This is a genomic window from Anaerococcus kampingae, assembly GCF_046365475.1.
Classification (GTDB): Bacteria; Bacillota; Clostridia; order Tissierellales; family Peptoniphilaceae; genus Anaerococcus; species Anaerococcus kampingae.
In genome coordinates, this window is sequence record NZ_JBGMEF010000005.1 from 1 (window position 1) to 18488 (window position 18488).

The window sequence follows — 18488 nt, forward strand, 5'->3', positions numbered from 1 at the left end:
TGCGGAAGGTCCCTTGGGCCTCCCCTTGGAACGAAGATTCAATAGTTAATAATAATAGTTTATTACGAGATAAAGTTACGAAGGGTAAAACTATATAATATTATTATTTTAAATAAAAGAAAAACTTTATCTTGGATGAAAAAATCACCCTATTATGATATAATTTTAGTAAGCAAAAAAATAAAGAAAACAAAGTTGCAGGTAATTTCTTATATCTAATGCTCCTATTCGTCGCATAAGATATAAGAAATTACATAAGGTTTCTCATCAGTTTATGCTTCGCACTTCGTGCTTGATAAACTGTGAGAACCGTAAAAATTTTGATTACAAAATTTTTACTACCATTAGAGAAAGAAGAAATTATTATGGCAAGATTTAGAAGGTCGGTTGCTATTGACCTAGGAACGGCTAGTGTGCTAGTCTATGTTTATAACAAAGGAATAGTTTTAAATGAACCATCTGTCATAGCTATAGATGTCCTTACAGATGAGATACTTGCGGTTGGTGAAGATGCTAAGAAATTGATTGGTAGGGCTGCTGGGAATATTTCCTGTATCCTTCCGATGAAAGATGGGGTTATTGCAGATTTTAGGGCTACCGAGAGGATGCTTGAACATTTTTTGAATAAATCTGTCAAAAAATCCCTTTTCAAACCTGATTTACTTATTTGTGTACCAGCAAGATCTACCCAAGTTGAAAAAAGAGCAGTCCTCCAGGCAGCTGAAAATGCTGGGGCTCACAGGACTTATCTTATTGAAGAACCCCTAGCTGCAGCCCTTGGCGCAGGTGTAGATATAACAGATCCTAAAGGATCTATGGTTGTTGATGTAGGAGGAGGCACTTGTGATATAGCGGTTATATCCATGGGTCAAATCATAGCTAGTAAGTCTGTTGATGTAGCAGGTCTAACATTTGATAAGGCTATAAAGGATTATATTAGGACTCGCTATGGGCTACTTATTGGCGATCAAAGTGCAGAAGCTATCAAAAAAGAAGCAGGTAAGCTTACAGTCGATGATTCAATCGAGGTTAAGGGTAGGGAAATAGCTAATGGCCTCCCATCTAAGGTTTATATACCTGTTAGTGAGGTCAAGGATTCTATAAAACGTCAGATTGATTTGATTGTAGAAGGGGTAAAAAGAGTTATGGAAGTAACTCCGCCAGAACTTGCAAGTGATATATTTGATAGGCAAATTATCCTTACAGGGGGAGGCGCCTATACCTTGGGTCTAAAGGATAGGATCGAAGAGAAATTTAGGATTGAGGCAAGGATAGCTGATAATCCTCAAGAATGTGTAATTGAGGGAACTGCCAAGGCCCTAAATTGGATAGACCAGTTAGATGAGAATAGGAACGAAGCTATCAAAAGCAAGCAAGCAGAAAATGAAGCTTTTGAAAAACTAAGGAGAAGATAATGACAAAAAAATTAGTATTAGTAAGACATGGCCAAAGTGAATGGAACCTAGCTAACAAATTTACAGGTTGGGTAGATGTAAACCTATCTGATAAGGGTGTAGAAGAAGCTAAGGAAGCTGGAAGAAAGATTAAAGAAGCAGGCATCAAATTTGATTATGCTCACACATCAATCCTAAAAAGAGCTATCAAAACTTGTAACTTTGCTCTTGAATATTCTGACCAATTATTTGTACCAGTTGAAAAATCTTGGAGACTAAACGAAAGACACTACGGTGCCCTACAAGGTCTAAACAAAGCAGAAACAGCTGAAAAATACGGTGATGAACAAGTTCACATCTGGAGAAGATCATATGATACACTTCCACCAGAACTCTCAGCAGAAGAAAATGAAAGACAAGCAGCACTTCCAATGTTTGCTCACCTTCCAAAAGATGTAATTCCAGGTGCAGAAAACCTAAAGGTAACACTTGAAAGAGTACTACCTTATTACTTCGACAAAATTGCTCCACAACTACTTGAAGGCGACACAGTCCTAGTAGCAGCTCACGGCAACAGCTTAAGAGCCCTAGCTAAACACCTAGAAAAAATCTCAGATGATGACATAATGGATTTAGAAATCCCAACAGGTCAACCACTAGTTTATGAACTAGATGATGAACTAAATGTAGTTAAAAAATATTATCTATAAATCTTTGAAAGAGTCCTTAAGGACTCTTTTTTATTGATATTTTAATATTAAACATATTTATTACACTTTTAATTGTGATAATAAAAATATCTTGTAAATATCCCTTATGAGCGTAAAGTGTTAACAGGATTAATTAAAATATATTATAAAGATTTATAAAATAAACTTGGCTAAGTTAAAGTTGTTTAAAGATATTCTACATAGATAGTAAGATTTACATGTATTGCTTTATATTTTAAATGTTAACTTATAAAAAATTATTAATTTTAAAGAAACATAAAAGTATTTGTAGGTTTTACGAAAATGATTTTATTAAATCTTTATTAGGAAAGAAGGAAAAAATGAGAATTGCTTCTGTTGAATATGAGAATGGTGTATCAAATTTAATAAATTCTCACTTTAATAAGAATGATGTTCTTGTGGAGAAAATCGAATCTATGGATGAGCTTTTGTTTAAAGATTGTAGCGTTTATGATCTTATCCTTGTTGATATGACTCATAATAAGTGTCTACAATTTATCCAATATATCAAACAAAAGACCAAAATTCCTGTAATCTACCTAACTGAAAGATATAAGAAAAATCCTTACGAGCAAGAACTTGATGATAAGGATTTTGTTATCCATTCTGTAACTAGGGATGAATTTATCCAAAATATTTTTAAGAAGGTAGAAGAGATAAGTCAGGCCAATATTATTAAGCTTGGTTTTTGCACCATGGAAGAAGATAATGGTATCTTTAGGGTTGGCAATAAGATTTTGGATTTAACCAAGTCTGAGCTTGCTATTTGTGCAATCTTAATCTCTAATATGGGCAAGACCCTTAGCAAGGAAGATATAGTGGAGATCATGAAAACTGACAAAAACCTTGACACCACACCTAGGTCTGTTAGAGAACATATCAGAAAGATTAGAAATGAGTTTAAAAAGGCAGATCTTGCTCCAATTGAGACAGTTAGTAGGCAAGGATATAGGTGGACACTTGATTCTTGTTCCCCTGAATAAAAATTTGACATATTATAGACGATAGTTTACAATATAAGTAGATAAATTAATAGATATTATATAGCAATGAAAACCATTGCTTCTTCAGGGAAAGGTGAAATTCCTTAACCGGCAGTTATAGTCTGCGAGTCCCTTTGGACCGATTTGGTGCAATTCCAAAACCGACAGTATAGTCTGGATGGAAGAAGATTATTATAATTTTTTTCGAGCCCTGATTTTAGGGCATTTTTTATGCCCAAAGGGAGGTATTATATGAACAAAACAAGATCTATTTCACTAAGCAACGTTACTAAAATTGGTATCCTAGCCGCTTTGGCTTTTATACTCATGTTTTTCCAAGTACCAATTCCAATAGCCCCACCATTTATGAGAGTGGATTTGGCAGATGTGCCAGCCCTTATAGGAGGCTTTGCTATGGGACCTTGGGCAGGAGTTGCTATTCAATTAGTTAAAAATATTCTTAATCTAACTAAGACACAAACTGTTGGAGTTGGCGAACTATCAAACTTTATAGTTGGTTCAACATTCGTATTTGTAGCATCTACAATTTATAAAAACAGGAAGACTAAGAAAACTGCTATCTTTGCACTTGCTTGTGGAGTTATCGCAATGACAGCTATAGCTACACTTTCAAATGCCTTTGTAGTATTCCCAGCCTATGCTAAGGCAATGGGATTCCCACTTGAAGCCTTTGCTGGCCAAGTACCAGGCAACCCACTTGTTAAATCCTATGTAAGCCTAATGCTACTTTCAATTGTGCCATTTAACCTAGTCAAGGGTGCAGTTGCAGCCTTAGTTACAGACCTAATCTATAAGAGGGTTTCGCCAATATTAAAAGCAAGATAAATTCTTATTATATTATTATCCTACAACATTCTGTTTATCAAAAAGCACTCTTTCATTATAAGGGTGCTTTTTGATTTTTTTAAAGACAAAGGTTTTTTTAGGGGTATAATGTTCTTACCATAAAGAGAAGGCGAGAGACAAGCTTGATGACCCTTCAGCAACCTAGCAAAGGCTAAGGTGCTAAAGCTTGAATGATGGATAGGTAGAAAATGAACATCCATCGCAGGTGGGTGTTTTTTGATTAAAAATTTGAAAATTTTCCGCCTAGGCATTTTATTTATGAAAGGACTTATTAAAATGAACGCTTTAGTTTTTCAATCAGACTTTGGTTTAGGAGATGGGGCAGTATCTGCCATGCACGGGGTTGCTAGAATGGTAAATTCTGATCTAATAATAGATGATCTAACCCACGATATCAAACCTTACAATATTTTTGAGGCTTCATATAGGATTTTGCAAACCATAGAATATTGGCCAAAGGGAACAGTTTTTGTATCAGTAGTAGATCCAGGAGTAGGCAGCGATAGGAATTCTATTGTTGTAAAGACAAAGAGCGGCCACTATATAGTCACTCCAGATAATGGAACTATTTCCCATGTGGCTAAATTTATTGGCCTAGAATCAGCAAGGATTATAGATGAGGTTAAGGATAGGCTCCCTTTTTCAGAAAATTCCCACACCTTCCATGGCAGGGATGTCTATGCCTACAATGGGGCAAAGCTTGCAAGTGATGAGGGTTATTATCATTTTCTAAAAGAAATTAGCCTTGATGAATTGGTATATTCACCTATCAAGGATGCTGTATTTAAAGATGGAGTAATAGAGGGAACTATCGATATCCTAGATATTAGATTTGGATCTTTATGGACAAATATTCCGCTAGACTTATTAAAGAAGGCGGATATCAAGCAGGGTGATGCTATTAAGGTTACAATTTTCTATAAAAATATCAAAAAATATGAAAATCAAATGACCTTTGGCCATTCTTTCGCAGACGTTGGACTTGGGGAGACTATAGCCTATATCAATTCCCTAATAAATTTAGGTATAGCCATCAACCAAGCATCATTTTCTGACACCTACCAGATAGGGACAGGTGCAGATTGGACCATATTTATCAAAAAGGAGATATAATGAAAAAAAATAATTCAATTACAAGCATAGTTGCTATAGGCATTGGTGCTGCAGTGTTTTTTATTCTAGGTAGATTTTTATCAATACCAGTAGGTTTCATTCCAAATACATCAGTAGAAACAACCTACCCATTCCTAGCTCTAATGAGCGTGCTTTTTGGACCGGTTGTTGGATGCCTAATTGGACTTATAGGCCATGCTATCAAGGACCTATTAACTTACGGCCTATGGTGGTCATGGGTTATCACAAGCGGGGTAACAGGAGCAGGATTTGGCCTAGTTGGAAAAAATCTTGATCTAAGCAAGGGTAAATTTGAGAAAAAAGATATAATCAAATTTAACATCGGACAAATCATAACCAATGTCATCTCTTGGGGCCTAGTTGCGCCAGTTTTAGACATCCTAATTTATTCAGAGCCAGCCAATAAGGTATTTGCTCAAGGTTTTGTATCAGCAGGCCTTAACAGCCTTGCAGTAGGAATTTTGGGAACAATCTTAATTGCAGCTTATGCTAAGACCCAAACAGCAGACAATTCATTAAGTAGAGACTAATATGACAGATAAGAGCCAGTCCTTAGTAAAATTTAATAATTACTCTTTTAAATACAGAGCACAGGCTGAGCCCTCCCTTATAGATATCAATTTAGAAATCAAAAAGGGTGAAAAAATTGTAATAGTAGGCCCATCAGGCTCTGGCAAGTCGACCCTTGCTAAGAGCCTAAATGGCCAAATACCAAATACCTTCCCCGGAGATATAGAGGGGGAGGTCTTTGTTGATGGAAAAAACATCAAGGATTCATCAATCTTTGACCTCTCCTTATCGACAGGAACAGTCCTCCAAGATACAGACGGTCAATTTGTAGGCCTTACTGTGGCAGAAGATATGGCCTTTTGTCTTGAAAATGATAAGGTGGACCAGGAAAAGATGAAAGAACTTGTAGAAAAATGGGCTGATGAGCTAAAGATTACAAAGCTCTTAGACAGAAAACCAAGCGATTTATCGGGTGGACAAAAGCAGACTGTATCAATAGGTGGGGTTTTGATAAGCCAAGTGCCAATCCTGCTTTTAGATGAGCCTTTGGCAAACCTAGACCCAAAAAGTGGTAGGGCAACAATGAAGCTTGTAAGGGACTTGGCAGAAAGACTCAAAGTTACAGTCATAGTCATAGAACACAGGCTAGAAGAGGCCCTTCTCCTTAATCCAGACAGGATAATAGCGGTAGATGGGGGAAAAATATTAGCAGACCTATCTCCTACTGATCTTTTAAAATCAGATATCCTAGATAAAATCACAATCAGAAAGCCCCTCTACCTAGATGCCCTAGCCTATGCGGGATGCGGCATAAAAGCCTATGACAAGCTAGGAGACATTGACCAGGTAAATATAAAGGATTGTGACCTGGATAAGCTAAAGACTTGGTCAACAAATATCAAAGAAGAGGCCAAGGAAAATTCCAATGAAGAACTAATAAAAATTGAAGATTTATCCTTTGCCTATGACAAGGACTTAATTCTAGAAAATATAAATTTAGAAATCAAAAAAGGAGAGCTTACCTCGATTGTAGGGCCAAATGGCGCCGGTAAATCAACCTTAGCCAAGCTAATGGCAGGCTTTCTAAGGCCAAATAAAGGCAAAATCTACATCAAAGGCGAGGATACAAGTAGCCTTTCTATAAAAGAAATTGCAGAAAAGATTGGCTTTGTATTGCAAAATCCAAATGCCATGATATCTAAAACCATGATCTATGATGAAGTCGCCTTTGGTCTAAGGATAAGAAATATTGACGAAGATCTAATAAGGGAAAAAGTAGAAGAGACCCTAAAGATTTGTGGCCTCTATCCATTTAGAAATTGGCCAATATCAGCCCTTTCCTATGGTCAAAAAAGAAGGGTGACTATAGCTTCGATTCTAGTCCTAGACCCAGAAGTCATAATCTTAGATGAACCAACAGCAGGCCAAGACCTAGGCCACTACAGGCAGATGATGGATTTTATCAAAGATTTAAGGGATAAGTACGGATTAAGTATACTTATGATAAGCCATGACATGCACCTAATCCAGGAATATACAGATAGGGTCATAGTTATAGAAGGTAAAAAAATCTTAGCTGACACCAATCCAGCAGATTTATTTTCTGAGAAAGACCTAATAGCTAGGGCACACCTTGCGGAGACATCTCTTTATAAACTGGGCCAAAAATTAGAAGGAATAGACCCAAAAGACTTCATTGAAAGTTTTATTGCATATGAAAGAGGAGGGAAAGATGAATAATACCCTAGGTTATATCAAAAAAGACACTCTAGTCCACGACCTATCAGGGGCAAGCAAGTTAATAGCCTTCATCCTCTTGTCAATAATAGTAATGACATCTTTTGACACCAGATTTCTAATCTTTGTCATGGTCCTATCCCTGATAACCATGAAAGTAGCAAAAATCAAATGGGAAGAGATATCATTTTTGGTAAAAATAGTGGCGGTCTTTTCAATAATAAACCTTCTAGCTATCTATATCTTCGAGCCAGAATATGGGGTCAAACTTTATGGGACAAGGACTGTCCTTTGGGAAGGTTTTGGCAGGTATAGTCTAACAGCGGAGCAATTATTTTACGAACTAAATGTAGGCTTAAAATATTTTTCAACCATACCCCTTGCCATAATTTTTATCCTAACAACAGATCCAAGTGAGTTTTCATCAAGCTTAAATAGGATAGGCCTATCCTACAAAATCTCCTACGCAGTAGCCCTAGCCCTAAGATATATACCAGATATTCAAGCTTCCTACTATGACATAAGAAGTGCGAGCCAGGCCAGAGGCATAGAAATGAGTGGGAAGGCAAGCTTTGTAAAAAGAGTAAAGGCAAGCTCAAACATAGTATTGCCATTAATATTTGACAGCCTAGAGAGAATAGAAACCATCTCCCAAGCCATGGAGCTAAGACGTTTTGGCAAAAACAAAGAAAGAACCTGGTACAGGGCAAAGCCCTTTAAAAAAGCAGACATCTTTGTAATAATAGGAGTGATTTTAATAGTGGGGATGGGAGTTGGATTGTTTTTTGTGAATGGAGGAAGATTCTTTAATCCTTTTTATCCAAGATAAAGTATTTTAGGGGGCTTCCCCCTAAAGGACCCCCTTATTGGGGATTTTTTATCCAAGATAATATTATTATGAAATTTGATTCTTCGTACTGTCATCGCATAATAAATTGTTGTCATTAAACTGATGACTTCGCCAAAGGGGGAGGGCCAAGGACCCTTTCGCATGGGTCCTCATCGCCCTCCCCCTTACACCCCCACTTCGTTACACCCCGCAAGCGACTCTTGCAGAGGGCAAACTGAAGATTGCCTCTGGCAATCTTCTTTATTAGACCTGACTGCTATTCATTCTGGTCCAAAATCTATTATTTCAAATCTTGTCAGCTAAAAATTTAGATTCGCTTCTCTCAACAAAATTTTTGGACGCTTCCTCGATTTAAAATAATTAACGATTTTAATTCTGTAAGTCTTAGTATCTTCTTACTTAGTTCCTCTATTGTAATTTTTGCCAAAGGAAAACGAGCCTAAGACCTGCTTTGATATCAATATTCTCTCAGAATACAGAATAATTCTCCAAAAGTCAGAAGATTTTGTAAATGTAGATGCCGTTAAGAAAATCTCCTGACGCACGAGTACAAATAATAGTTCTGTAGCTACTGAGATGTAGAGCATGTATTAAAGAAACATTTGGGCTAGATTGAGATTTTTAGGCTTCGGAATGTCAAAATCAGTAAGAATAAGGATAGCTAGAACAAGGGGGTCCGTCTACATATAGATGATTGCCGTTAGGCAATCTTCACTGTCCGCACTCCGCTAAGGAGCCGCCTGGGGGTGTAACGGAGAGGGGGTGCAAGGGGGACATAAACGCCCCTTGATTTGGGGCGTTTATGCCGGAAATGTAGTGCGGTAGCACTAAGGAGTTTGCGTAGCAAACGGGTTTCCGTCCGATGAGGGACCATGCGGAAGGTCCCTTGGGCCTCCCCTTATTACGGAGATTCAATTGTAAATATAAATAATTCATAATGGGATTAAGTTACGAAGAGAACAACTTTATAATGCTATTATCTTGGATAGTAAAGCAAAAAGTTATTATCTTGGATAATAAAGAAAAAAATACTCCTATCTAGGATAGGAAAAAAGGAATTTTTTATGAAAACCCAAAGGACAATAGCTTCTTTCTCTCTTTCTCTAAGAAAGAGAAAAAATCAAAAAAATATAATTTTAAAGGTTACTCCGCCTTTTGGAGATCTTGTTCTTTCCGCTCCTTCCCACGTCAGTAATAAGGACCTTGAGGCTTTTGTATCTGCTAGGAAAGATTGGATTATTAAAAATCAAGCTAAGTTTGCTAAGGCTAGGAATACCAGGGATGAGGGTCTTATTTATCTTTGGGGCAGGGCCTATAAGCTTGAATTTATTAAAGATAGTAAAAATGCTTTTAAGATTTGTGATTCAAAGATAATATTTTTTTATAAGGGGGACTTAAGTGGGGATTTAAAAGATGAGCTCCTTGATGATTTTTATAGAAAATCTTTAAAAACTAAGAAAGATGATGCTATTAAGGAAGTTGAAGAATTGACAGGCTTAAAAGCTAATGAATACAGGCTCAGAAAGATGAAGACTCGTTGGGGGTCTTGCAATACTTCTAAGAAACGAGTTTGGCTTAATACAAACCTTGCTAAGTATGATCCCATCTGCTTAACTTATGTCCTTGTCCATGAGCTTTGTCATTTGCTTGAACCTAACCACAGCAAGAGCTTTTATGCTCTGGTTGAAAGCTTTTTTCCAGAATATAAAAAGGCTGAGGCCCTACTTAAGGAGCCTAAGCCTTAAAAAAGTAAGCCGGCTATTTTGCCGGCTTTTGTTATCTTATTTATTGTAGTCATCTCCAAATAGTTTATAAGCTTGATCTTGAACGCCTTTACCACTTACAAATTCAAATACTCTTATTTCTTTGCCATTGTCATCTGTTGTTTTATAGACGCCTAGTGGTAGGGCCCAAACATTTACTACCTTAGATCCATCAGATGCATCATAGGTATAATTAAGCCTATTTCCTAGGAGTTTGAGCTTGATTATTATATCTTCTCCTGAATTTAGCCTTGCTCTTAGGTAGTTATCCCATAGGCCAAATTTGCCATTTTCTGGCTCTATTTCAGCTTCATCGACATAGGATCCTCTGATTTTTATGATAGGTTGGTCTTTGTCTGCTTTTAAATCTAGGCCGCTTATGCCTATATCTTTGAATCTATCTTTATATTTCTCAGCATATTTCATATCGGCAAAGATTCCAGCATTTTCTTTTAAGAATTTTTGAGCCTTATCTAGGTTTATAATGTCCTTGCCAGATTTTGTATCCATTTCATAGGAATCTAGAATCATTTTAGCTAGGATATCAAAATTTTCATCATCAGGATTAGTTTTATCTTCAGGATTTTCATCCTTCTCTTTAGCTACCTTATCTATGAATCTTTTCCATTCTGCTTCAAAGTAAGCAAGGTAATTTTTGTCATCTTTTTTGGCGCTTTTCATCTTCTTATCTACTAATTCTGACATTATTACAAAGTCTTCATTGTTAGAGTTTTTATCCTTACCCGCTAGGGCAAAAACATTGATTTGGCCATTTGCTATGTGGTTATCTGTACCTTCGATGGACATTATGTCCCTATCTTTTAAGGAACTCACCTTTGTTTTAGGCAAATAGATTTTAAAAGTCTGCCCTATTTTTTTATCAAAATATGGAGACCTTACGAAGTTGTGGATATATTCATAACCATTCTTGTTGATTTTTTCTTCCTTGTCTACTGGATTTTGGTAGTCTAGGCTAGTTAGTTTTATTTCATAAGTTAGGTCATCAATTTTTTTGACTAGGTCAAATTTGGCCTTATATAGGGTAGATGAGAACATATTGCCATTGCCATAAAGGGCTGCTCCATCTACATTTCCATTTTCTCGGAAATAAATTCTTTCAGATCCGCTAGCAGGATAGTTTGAAAATTCTTTGCCAGCAAGTTCTTTAAAGATATCATCTGTTTGTTTTGCCTTAAATTTTTTAGCCTTTTGGTCTTTTACTTCTACTCTATCTAGGATAATTCTTTTTTGTTCGCCAAGACTTAGGCCATCTTCATCATCAGACTCAGCGGAATCTACACTGCTATCTGTTTCATAATTTGCTTCAATATCACTTTTGCTATTTTCCTTCTTAACACTACCCTTGTTATTACAAGCACTAAGCATTAGGGTCAGGGTTAAAAGACTTAATAGAATTTTTTTCATGTTCATGTCCTTTCTTCTTGTTAAGATAATTATATCATATTGCTTTAATATGTAAAAAGTTTCTTGCAAATAAAAATAAAAACTGGAAATTATTTCTGGTATAATATAAGATATTTATAAAATAGGAGAATGAATGAAAAAAATATTAGCAATCCTTGCCATGACTTTAATTTTAGGAGCATGTAGCCAAAAGGATAAAGGCCTAGAAGAAGGAAAAGAAATTCAAAATCAGATAGTAGAGCCAAGTCTTAGCAATATGGCTGATGAAGATAGCCAAAAATTTGTAAAAAATACTCTTAAGGACAAAATTAATCCTGATAGGGTAAATAGCTTTATGAAGCTTGTTAAGGACTATAATGAGGCTGTTGGTAATGACTTGCTTGTTGATGGTTTTATCAAGGATATAAATAAGACCTATGACACTGGTAAAATTATCGAGAAGAGGGATGGAAAAGATTTAGTAGATACTAATTGTAGGATAAATGCTTTCTTGCTTAGTGGAGATGAGCTTACTAATAAAAATCAAACAGAAATCGATGATTCCATGCTTTTTACAGACCTCGATATGATAAAAAAGGGAAAAATCTTTAATGATGATGAAACTTTTAAATTTAAGGAGTTTTTTACAAGCATTCCGACAGAATCATCCAAAGACCCAGCTGTCCAGGGCAAGATTGCCGAAAAATATTATCAGAACTGGACCTATCCAGAAAAATTTGACCTAGTATCTGTCATGATCCATGACAAATTAGACGGAGATAAGCTTTTTATCGGCCATATAGGAGTTTTGACTGAAATAGATGGGGGATATCTTTTTGTAGAAAAAATCTCCTTTGAGGAACCTTATCAGGCCATAAAATTCCCTACAAAGGATGCTTGTTATAAGTATTTGCAGGATAAGTTTAAGGACTTCATAGATCCAGAAGCGGCTCCACCTTTTATTATGGATAATGGAAAATACATCGAATAAATGTTGAAATATAAAATAAACCCAGTTATTAAGTTTTGCTTAATAACTGGGTTTATTTTTATCCTTGCAAGCCGTCAGCTTGTCTTTGCATATTCTCAACGACAATATCATGGATATCGCCTAGGCTTGCTGCGTATTCTAGGACTTCCCATGGTTTATTGGAGTGGAAGTGGATTTTTATTAAGTCTTCATCCCCAACTGCAAGTAGGGAATCACCCTCTAGGTTTTCTGAAATATAGTCAAAGATTTCATCTTCGTCTAGGTCTTTGTCTGTTCTTGCTATTAACATTTGGCAATCAAATTTGAATTCGATTTTTTCGCCTGGTTTAAATTCGTGCATTATTAGTCCCCCTTATTCAAAATAAATTATTTTCATCTTAATTGTTTATATCATGATGAACAGTATCTATTTATCGATTCTCTTCGTTCAAGGGGGAGCCCCAAGGGACCTTCCGGATGGTCCCTCATTGGGCTCCCCCTTAAACCCCCTCCCCGTTACACCCCACATCCGGCTCCTTAGCGGAGGGCGAATAAGGTTGCTTGCCTTCGGCAAGCTTCTTGAGTAATGAGGATAGTTATTTCAATAGATTTTCTTTAACCGATAAGCTTACTTTTATAAATTATACCTTAGTTTCTTTGTGTCAAGTTTCTTTTTAGTTCGGCTTCTAGGTTTGCTATTTCGGCCTTGGCTTGTTCTCTATTTTTCTTGCCTTCTATTTGGATGTTTCTTACTTCTTCTATGGTTGTTATTAGGGCTTCGTTTGTATGTTTTATTGTTTCTAGGTCTATTATACCACGTTCTGTTGCCTTGGCGGTTTTTATGGTGTTTTGTTTTAGGGTATCTGCGTTTTTCCTTAATAGCTCATTGGTCAGGTCGGTTACTCTTTGTTGGGTTCTTATAGCTTGGTCGGTGTGGTTCATACCTAGGGCTAGGACCATTTGGTTTTTCCATAATGGGATGGTGTTTACAATTGTTGTTTGGATTTTTTCTGCCATTATGGAGTTTGATGATTGGACCATCCTTATTTGTGGAGCCATCTGGATTGATACCATCCTTGTTAGATCAAGGTCGTGGAGCTTTTTCTCAAAGCGGTTGGCCTGGGCCTTTAGGTCGTTTACCTTTTGGGCATCTAGTGGGAGGTTACTTGCCTGAGCCTTGAGCTCTAGGGCTGGGATGTCGTTTTTGTAAAGGTCGGCTAGCTTTCTATTTCCTGCCTCAATGTACATGGAGATTTCCTTGTAGTAGTCTTCATTTAAATCATACATCTGATCTAGCATTGATATATCCTTCATAAGGGTTATCTGATGATTTTCTAGGACCTTTGCTACGTCATTTATGTTTTTTTCGGCTGATTGGTAGCGGACTTTGAGGTCTTCTAGCTTGTTGGTGGCTTTTTTGAAAAAGCCAAGTGGGCCAGATGGTTCATCATCTTCCATGTGTCTGATATCAACAACTACCTTATCAAGCAGGCCTCCGATTTCTCCCAGGTCTTTGTTTCTAACTGTGTTTAGGGTTTTTTCGGAGAAGTTTGAGATTTTCTTTTGGGCTCCAGAACCGTATTGCAAGATGATATTTGTATTTTCTAGGTCAATTTTTTTAGAAAACTCATCTATCATCTTTTCTTCTGCTTCTGAAAATGTGATTTTATTTTCAATCAAGTCTGGGCTATCATTTGTGATTGCTTCTAGCTTTGGGTCATTTTCTTCTAAACCATCTAGGCTTAATTTGATGTCACTCATTTTTCACTCCAATCATTTTCTAGTAGGCCTTCCTGGTTTAGGATTAGCTCTATGGTGTCTATGTCTGTTTTTACATCCATGGCCCTGTCGCTTAGAAGGTCTACCTTGATGTTGTCAAAGGCTTCGGCAATGGTTTTGATTGAATTTTCAATCTCTGCCATGGCCTTTCTAATCTTTATATCATCTGTATTCATCAGCTCAAATTCTTCGAATGATTCGATTAGTTTGAGGGAGGTTGGCATGTAATAGTCGTTAAATTTTGTAAGGCTACTTGCCTTTTGTGGATATTTTTTGACTATGTTTAAGATGTCAGCTATATTTGTGAAAAGAACAGAAAGCTTGGCCTTAAAGGATTCTGACCTTATATTTGATCCGGCTTTGTTCATCTTTTCAAGGATTTGGTCTGAGTTTGTGATTATATTTTCTGCCTGGTCCTTGTTTATATCTTCAACTGACACATCATCTGTAATTTCTTCCCTCTTATAGTAAGGAAGGCCTGCTATCTTTTCCTTGTAGAGCTTGAAGGTTGGTATATCAAGAATGAAAATTGAATCATTTTCAACAATTCTTGCTTGTTTGAAGTAGTTTTGCTTCATAAAATATAGCAAATCATTGATTGTCTGTTTTTCACTCTGGCTTACCGCACTTGCCAAGTCTTTTATTGAAATAATAGTGTTTGTCCCAAGCTCCCTTTTAAATCTAGAATAGTTTATGGCTAGGCGTTTGTTGTTATTGGCTATTTGCCACATGTAGATAGGTACTCCTATCCCTACAGCAATTAGTAATGATTTAAATATAAAATTCGCTAAGCCCATATAAAGTAATTCATCTAGACCTATGCTAATGCAGGTAATGCCAATAAGGACTGCAAAGAATTTAAGGCCATTAATCCTTCCTGGACCAATTGGATTTTTTTGCTCGCACACATTTGGGTCTCTTATGGCTGGTAGATTTGTAGAAAATCCTCTGCTAAAGCCATTTATGGCTGATGTTACTGAATTTTTAATTTTTTGCCCGATTGAGGCAAAGTCTATATTATCTAGGTCGAAATCTAAATCGTCTAGGTCAAATCTAAAGTTATTATTTTTCTTTGCCATTTTTCTCTCACTTTCATTTTCTATAATCATTATACGCTAGCTCAATATAATTTAAATAGAATTTAATATATTTAAGATTATTTTTTGAAAAATTCAATATATCAATCTTTTAGGTCTATAACTTTATCAAACTTGTCTTCGATGGCAAATATATCTTCTCTAGAGCCAAAAACTGTTATATTATTAAGGTTCATGGCCTTTTTGAAATCATCTGCCATAGCTTTTATGTCTTCGATTTTTGTGGTCTTAATTTCAGCAAGGATTTCATCTTCTTTTTTTGCGTTTTTGATCCTAAAGTAGGAATAATCGCTATCTGCCATTTGTTTTGGTGACCTAGGTCTTAGGATAGAGCCCATGGATGAGATTTTTTGGTTGTCAAAATCTCTCTGACTCATTTCAAGACTTGAAGCGATTTCTGGAATCTGGTCATAGGCTTCTAGGGTTTTTTCTATATTTGGGTCCCTGTAGGAGTAAGTTGCAAGGTTTAGGGCCCTTGTTATGGTCATTCCTGCCCCGTAGGCACCGCCCTTGGCTCTGATTAGGGAATATAGGTAAGGATTTGAAATTATAGAGCTTGCTAGCATGTAAGAGCCTTTAAAGCTTTTAGCATCAAGCTTTGCTGATTTTGATACGTAATTTACATTGGCATCTGATGCGATGGCCTCTTTTACAGGCTTTGGCGAAAAGTCAATTTCTACATCTTCTGGCTTATCCTTAAGATTTACTAGATTATCATTGATTGCATTCTTCATTATTAGGTAATCTTCTTTAGTTGCCGCAATATTAATTGAAAGACTCTTTGTAAAGATTTCCTTGCTAATTTTCTCTAGTTTTTCTCTGAGGCTTTCAAAATCATTTTCACAAAGCTTGATGACATCTTTTATAAAGTCATAATAGGCTAGACCTGTTATATTTTCCTGGATGAAGGCAGCCTTATCTAGGTGTGAATTATTCCTATTTATGGCTATCATGTGGCCTGAATCATACATTCTTGATTCGAAAATTGACTTTCTAATCCTTAAAAGCTCAAGGATTCTCGCCTTATTGTCAAAAATAGAATTAAAGGCAAAGTCATTTACGAGATTCATGGCATCTTTTGCATAGGCCCTTAGGGTCTTAAATCCAACTTTAAAGTTCCTATCAATTTTTTCTGGCCCTTGTCTAAAGTTTGTTATTGAAAAGTTGATAGAACCAAGTTTTTGCCAGATTATATCGTCAATTTCTGTATAGGATATATTTTTTGTATCTATTGATGCAGCAAGCTCTGCAAAAATTTGGGCAAATTTTAAGTCCTCCAGGCTTAGGTGATTGATATCAAAATAAAGCTCTGTATAGATGAGGCCTGCTGTATTTAGATCGTTGAAAACATATTGGAATTTTTCTTCTTCAACGAGTCTTTTTACTTTTACAGTTGCTGTTGGCACATCTCTTAGGTCAAGGACTGGAATTGTGGCCTTTTCTTCCTCGGTATTTTCCCTATTTTGGTAGGTCTCAAGATCCTTAAGAGATGCCTTTATCTCTTCTAATTTTTCATCAGACATCTCTCTATTGACCCTAGCAAGAAAATCTTTAAATTCGGCGTCTTTCTTTTTGTTGTAGTCCATGCTTGGCTTTGAAAGGTGAATTAGCCTTGTAGGATTATTTATATAGAAATCTTTGATGAAATTTTCATAATAATCTGTATCTATTAATTCCCTTAATTCCTTTAGATAGTCAACGATTTTGAATACTTCGAAAGGATCTGCGTCAAAGGACATGGATAGGTAATAAGTAAGGCCTGCATTTACAGAATTTAGGTTTTCCAATTGACCAAATTCAAAGAGAGAAAAGGCAGATTTTAGGGCTTCCTTATTTATGCCCTGGCTTGCTTCTTTAAGGCCATCTTCAATTATTTTTACAAAATCATCTAGCTTATCCCCATCAGCCTTTTGAGCTTGGATGATAAGGCCAGCGCGGTTGCCGTAGGTATTTCTTGCATAGAAATATTCTGGTGATAATTTTTCTTGGACTTCTAGCCTAATCTTTGATGAATCCATATTAAAAAGGGCATTGACAAGAACAGCTGCTGTGAGTGTTTCCTTTATATCTAGGCTTGAGTGGGTGAGCATGGCATAGGATAGGTAGTCTTCGTTTTCATTTTCCCTTGCAGATGGATAAGTCCCCTCGATTGGAGCTTCATAATGATTTTCCACAACTTCTATGGCAAGGTCTATATCATTATAGTCATAGTGGCTTAAATATTCCTCATCAAGCCTTGTAAGATAGGCATCGATGTCATCTATATTTCCATAATAATAGATATAGGCATTTGATGGGTGGTAGTGGGTTTTGTAAAATTCTACAAAGTCATCAAAGGTCAAATCCTTGATATCAGCAGGATTTCCACCTGATTCGTATTCATAAGGACTATTTTTATATAGGTAAGAATTTATTTCATTGCCTATGAGGCTTTCTGGATCAGAGAGGGCTCCCTTCATTTCATTATAAACTACACCAGATACACCGACGACCTTATCATTGTTATCGAGGTCAAAATGCCAACCCTCTTGGTCAAGGATTTCCTTTTTTTCAAGGACAAGGGGTGCAAAAACCGCATCTGTATAGACATCGACTAGGTTTCTAAAGTCCTTGTCATTTTCACTAGAAACAGGAAAAACAGTCTTGTCAGGATAGGTCATAGCATTTAGGAAGGTCTGCAGGCTAGAAGAAGCCATATCCATAAAGGGATCTTTAGTCCTATATTTCTTAGACCCATTAAGAACAGAATGTTCCATAATGTGGGCCATGCCCTTAGAATCTGTAGGAGGAGTCTTAAAACCAATCCCAAAAGTCTTGTTAGCATCGGACGACTTGGCAAAGACAACCCTTGCCCCAGTTTTTATATGTTTGTAGTAAAAGGCAGTGATTCCTAACTTATCAAAGCCTTCACTTTTAATTAATTCGTAATTTTTATTCATTATATATCCTTTACTTTTTGCTTTTAAGATAATTATACCATTTTTATCCAAGATAAAGTATTCTAGGGGCTTCTCCTAAAAATCCCTGTTTTATTATCCAAGATGGTTGGTCTATTATCCAAGATAATATTAATATTTACTTTAATTCTTTGTAATTTTTTATCATAATAAATTATTGTCATTAAGCTGATGACTTCGCCAAAGGGGGAGGGCCAAGGACCCTTTCGCATGGGTCCTCATTGCCCTCCCCCTTACACCCCCACTTCGTTACACCCCGCAAGCGACTCTTGCAGAGGGTAAAATGGTGATGTTGCAGAATAGTTAAATCTA

The 18488-nt window shown here is 36.4% G+C and carries 15 protein-coding genes and 2 riboswitches; of the genes, 10 read left to right on the forward strand and 5 right to left on the reverse strand.

Annotation, left to right across the window (positions count from 1 at the left end):
• Positions 1-365: 365 nt before the first annotated feature.
• The 9 genes from mreB to ACCQ42_RS01045 all read left to right on the forward strand — a co-directional run bounded on the left by mreB (position 366) and on the right by ACCQ42_RS01045 (position 9951).
• Positions 366-1415, forward strand: coding sequence for a rod shape-determining protein (gene mreB / locus ACCQ42_RS01005; protein ID WP_410035088.1), 1050 nt, complete (start codon positions 366-368; stop codon positions 1413-1415).
• Entirely contained in the window at positions 1415-2104 is a 690-nt protein-coding gene (gpmA, locus tag ACCQ42_RS01010) for a 2,3-diphosphoglycerate-dependent phosphoglycerate mutase (protein ID WP_410035089.1), read from the forward strand. The genes mreB and gpmA overlap by 1 nt, the downstream gene beginning before the upstream one ends.
• 341 nt (positions 2105-2445) lie before the next feature.
• Complete coding sequence (locus ACCQ42_RS01015; protein WP_106461066.1) at positions 2446-3108, forward strand: winged helix-turn-helix domain-containing protein; 663 nt, start codon at positions 2446-2448, stop codon at positions 3106-3108.
• A 76-nt stretch (positions 3109-3184) separates the two neighbouring features.
• A riboswitch (FMN riboswitch) is annotated at positions 3185-3302 on the forward strand.
• 58 nt (positions 3303-3360) lie between these two features.
• Positions 3361-3954: an ECF transporter S component gene (locus ACCQ42_RS01020; RefSeq protein ID WP_106461065.1), complete on the forward strand. Its 594-nt coding sequence runs from the start codon at positions 3361-3363 to the stop codon at positions 3952-3954.
• A 114-nt stretch (positions 3955-4068) separates the two neighbouring features.
• A riboswitch (SAM riboswitch) is annotated at positions 4069-4155 on the forward strand.
• Positions 4156-4233: 78 nt separating this feature from the next.
• On the forward strand, positions 4234-5088 hold the full coding sequence (locus tag ACCQ42_RS01025) for an SAM hydrolase/SAM-dependent halogenase family protein (RefSeq protein ID WP_410035090.1): 855 nt from the start codon (positions 4234-4236) through the stop codon (positions 5086-5088).
• The gene (locus tag ACCQ42_RS01030) at positions 5088-5639 is read left to right on the forward strand and encodes an ECF-type riboflavin transporter substrate-binding protein (protein WP_106461064.1); all 552 of its coding nucleotides are present in this window, start codon (positions 5088-5090) and stop codon (positions 5637-5639) included. The genes ACCQ42_RS01025 and ACCQ42_RS01030 overlap by 1 nt, the downstream gene beginning before the upstream one ends.
• 1 nt (position 5640) lies before the next feature.
• A complete protein-coding gene (locus tag ACCQ42_RS01035; RefSeq protein ID WP_410035091.1) occupies positions 5641-7359 on the forward strand; it encodes an ABC transporter ATP-binding protein in 1719 nt (572 codons plus the stop codon).
• Positions 7352-8185, forward strand: coding sequence for an energy-coupling factor transporter transmembrane component T family protein (locus tag ACCQ42_RS01040; RefSeq protein WP_410035092.1), 834 nt, complete (start codon positions 7352-7354; stop codon positions 8183-8185). The genes ACCQ42_RS01035 and ACCQ42_RS01040 overlap by 8 nt, the downstream gene beginning before the upstream one ends.
• A gap of 1085 nt (positions 8186-9270) precedes the next feature.
• Positions 9271-9951 carry a M48 family metallopeptidase gene (locus ACCQ42_RS01045; protein WP_410035093.1) on the forward strand — a complete coding sequence of 227 codons (681 nt, stop codon included), beginning with the start codon at positions 9271-9273 and terminating at the stop codon, positions 9949-9951.
• 36 nt (positions 9952-9987) lie between these two features.
• On the opposite strand, the gene ACCQ42_RS01050 is transcribed toward ACCQ42_RS01045, so the two are convergent.
• Entirely contained in the window at positions 9988-11394 is a 1407-nt protein-coding gene (locus ACCQ42_RS01050) for a hypothetical protein (protein WP_265214253.1), read from the reverse strand.
• 133 nt (positions 11395-11527) lie between these two features.
• On the opposite strand from ACCQ42_RS01050, the gene ACCQ42_RS01055 reads away from it, so the two are divergent.
• Positions 11528-12364 (forward strand): DUF4300 family protein, encoded by an 837-nt coding sequence (locus ACCQ42_RS01055; RefSeq protein WP_265214251.1) that lies wholly within the window; start codon positions 11528-11530, stop codon positions 12362-12364.
• A 58-nt stretch (positions 12365-12422) separates the two neighbouring features.
• Here the strand turns inward: ACCQ42_RS01055 and ACCQ42_RS01060 are convergent, their stop codons facing one another.
• From ACCQ42_RS01060 to ACCQ42_RS01075, 4 genes are all read right to left on the reverse strand, one after another.
• A complete protein-coding gene (locus tag ACCQ42_RS01060) occupies positions 12423-12704 on the reverse strand; it encodes a kinase to dihydroxyacetone kinase (protein ID WP_265214249.1) in 282 nt (93 codons plus the stop codon).
• 287 nt (positions 12705-12991) lie between these two features.
• Complete coding sequence (locus tag ACCQ42_RS01065) at positions 12992-14104, reverse strand: toxic anion resistance protein (RefSeq protein WP_410035094.1); 1113 nt, start codon at positions 14102-14104, stop codon at positions 12992-12994.
• Positions 14101-15231, reverse strand: a complete 1131-nt coding sequence (locus ACCQ42_RS01070) for a 5-bromo-4-chloroindolyl phosphate hydrolysis family protein (RefSeq protein WP_410035095.1) — start codon at positions 15229-15231, stop codon at positions 14101-14103. The genes ACCQ42_RS01065 and ACCQ42_RS01070 overlap by 4 nt, the downstream gene beginning before the upstream one ends.
• Positions 15232-15302: 71 nt before the next feature.
• The gene (locus ACCQ42_RS01075) at positions 15303-18158 is read right to left on the reverse strand and encodes an insulinase family protein (RefSeq protein WP_410035096.1); all 2856 of its coding nucleotides are present in this window, start codon (positions 18156-18158) and stop codon (positions 15303-15305) included.
• Positions 18159-18488 lie beyond the last annotated feature (330 nt).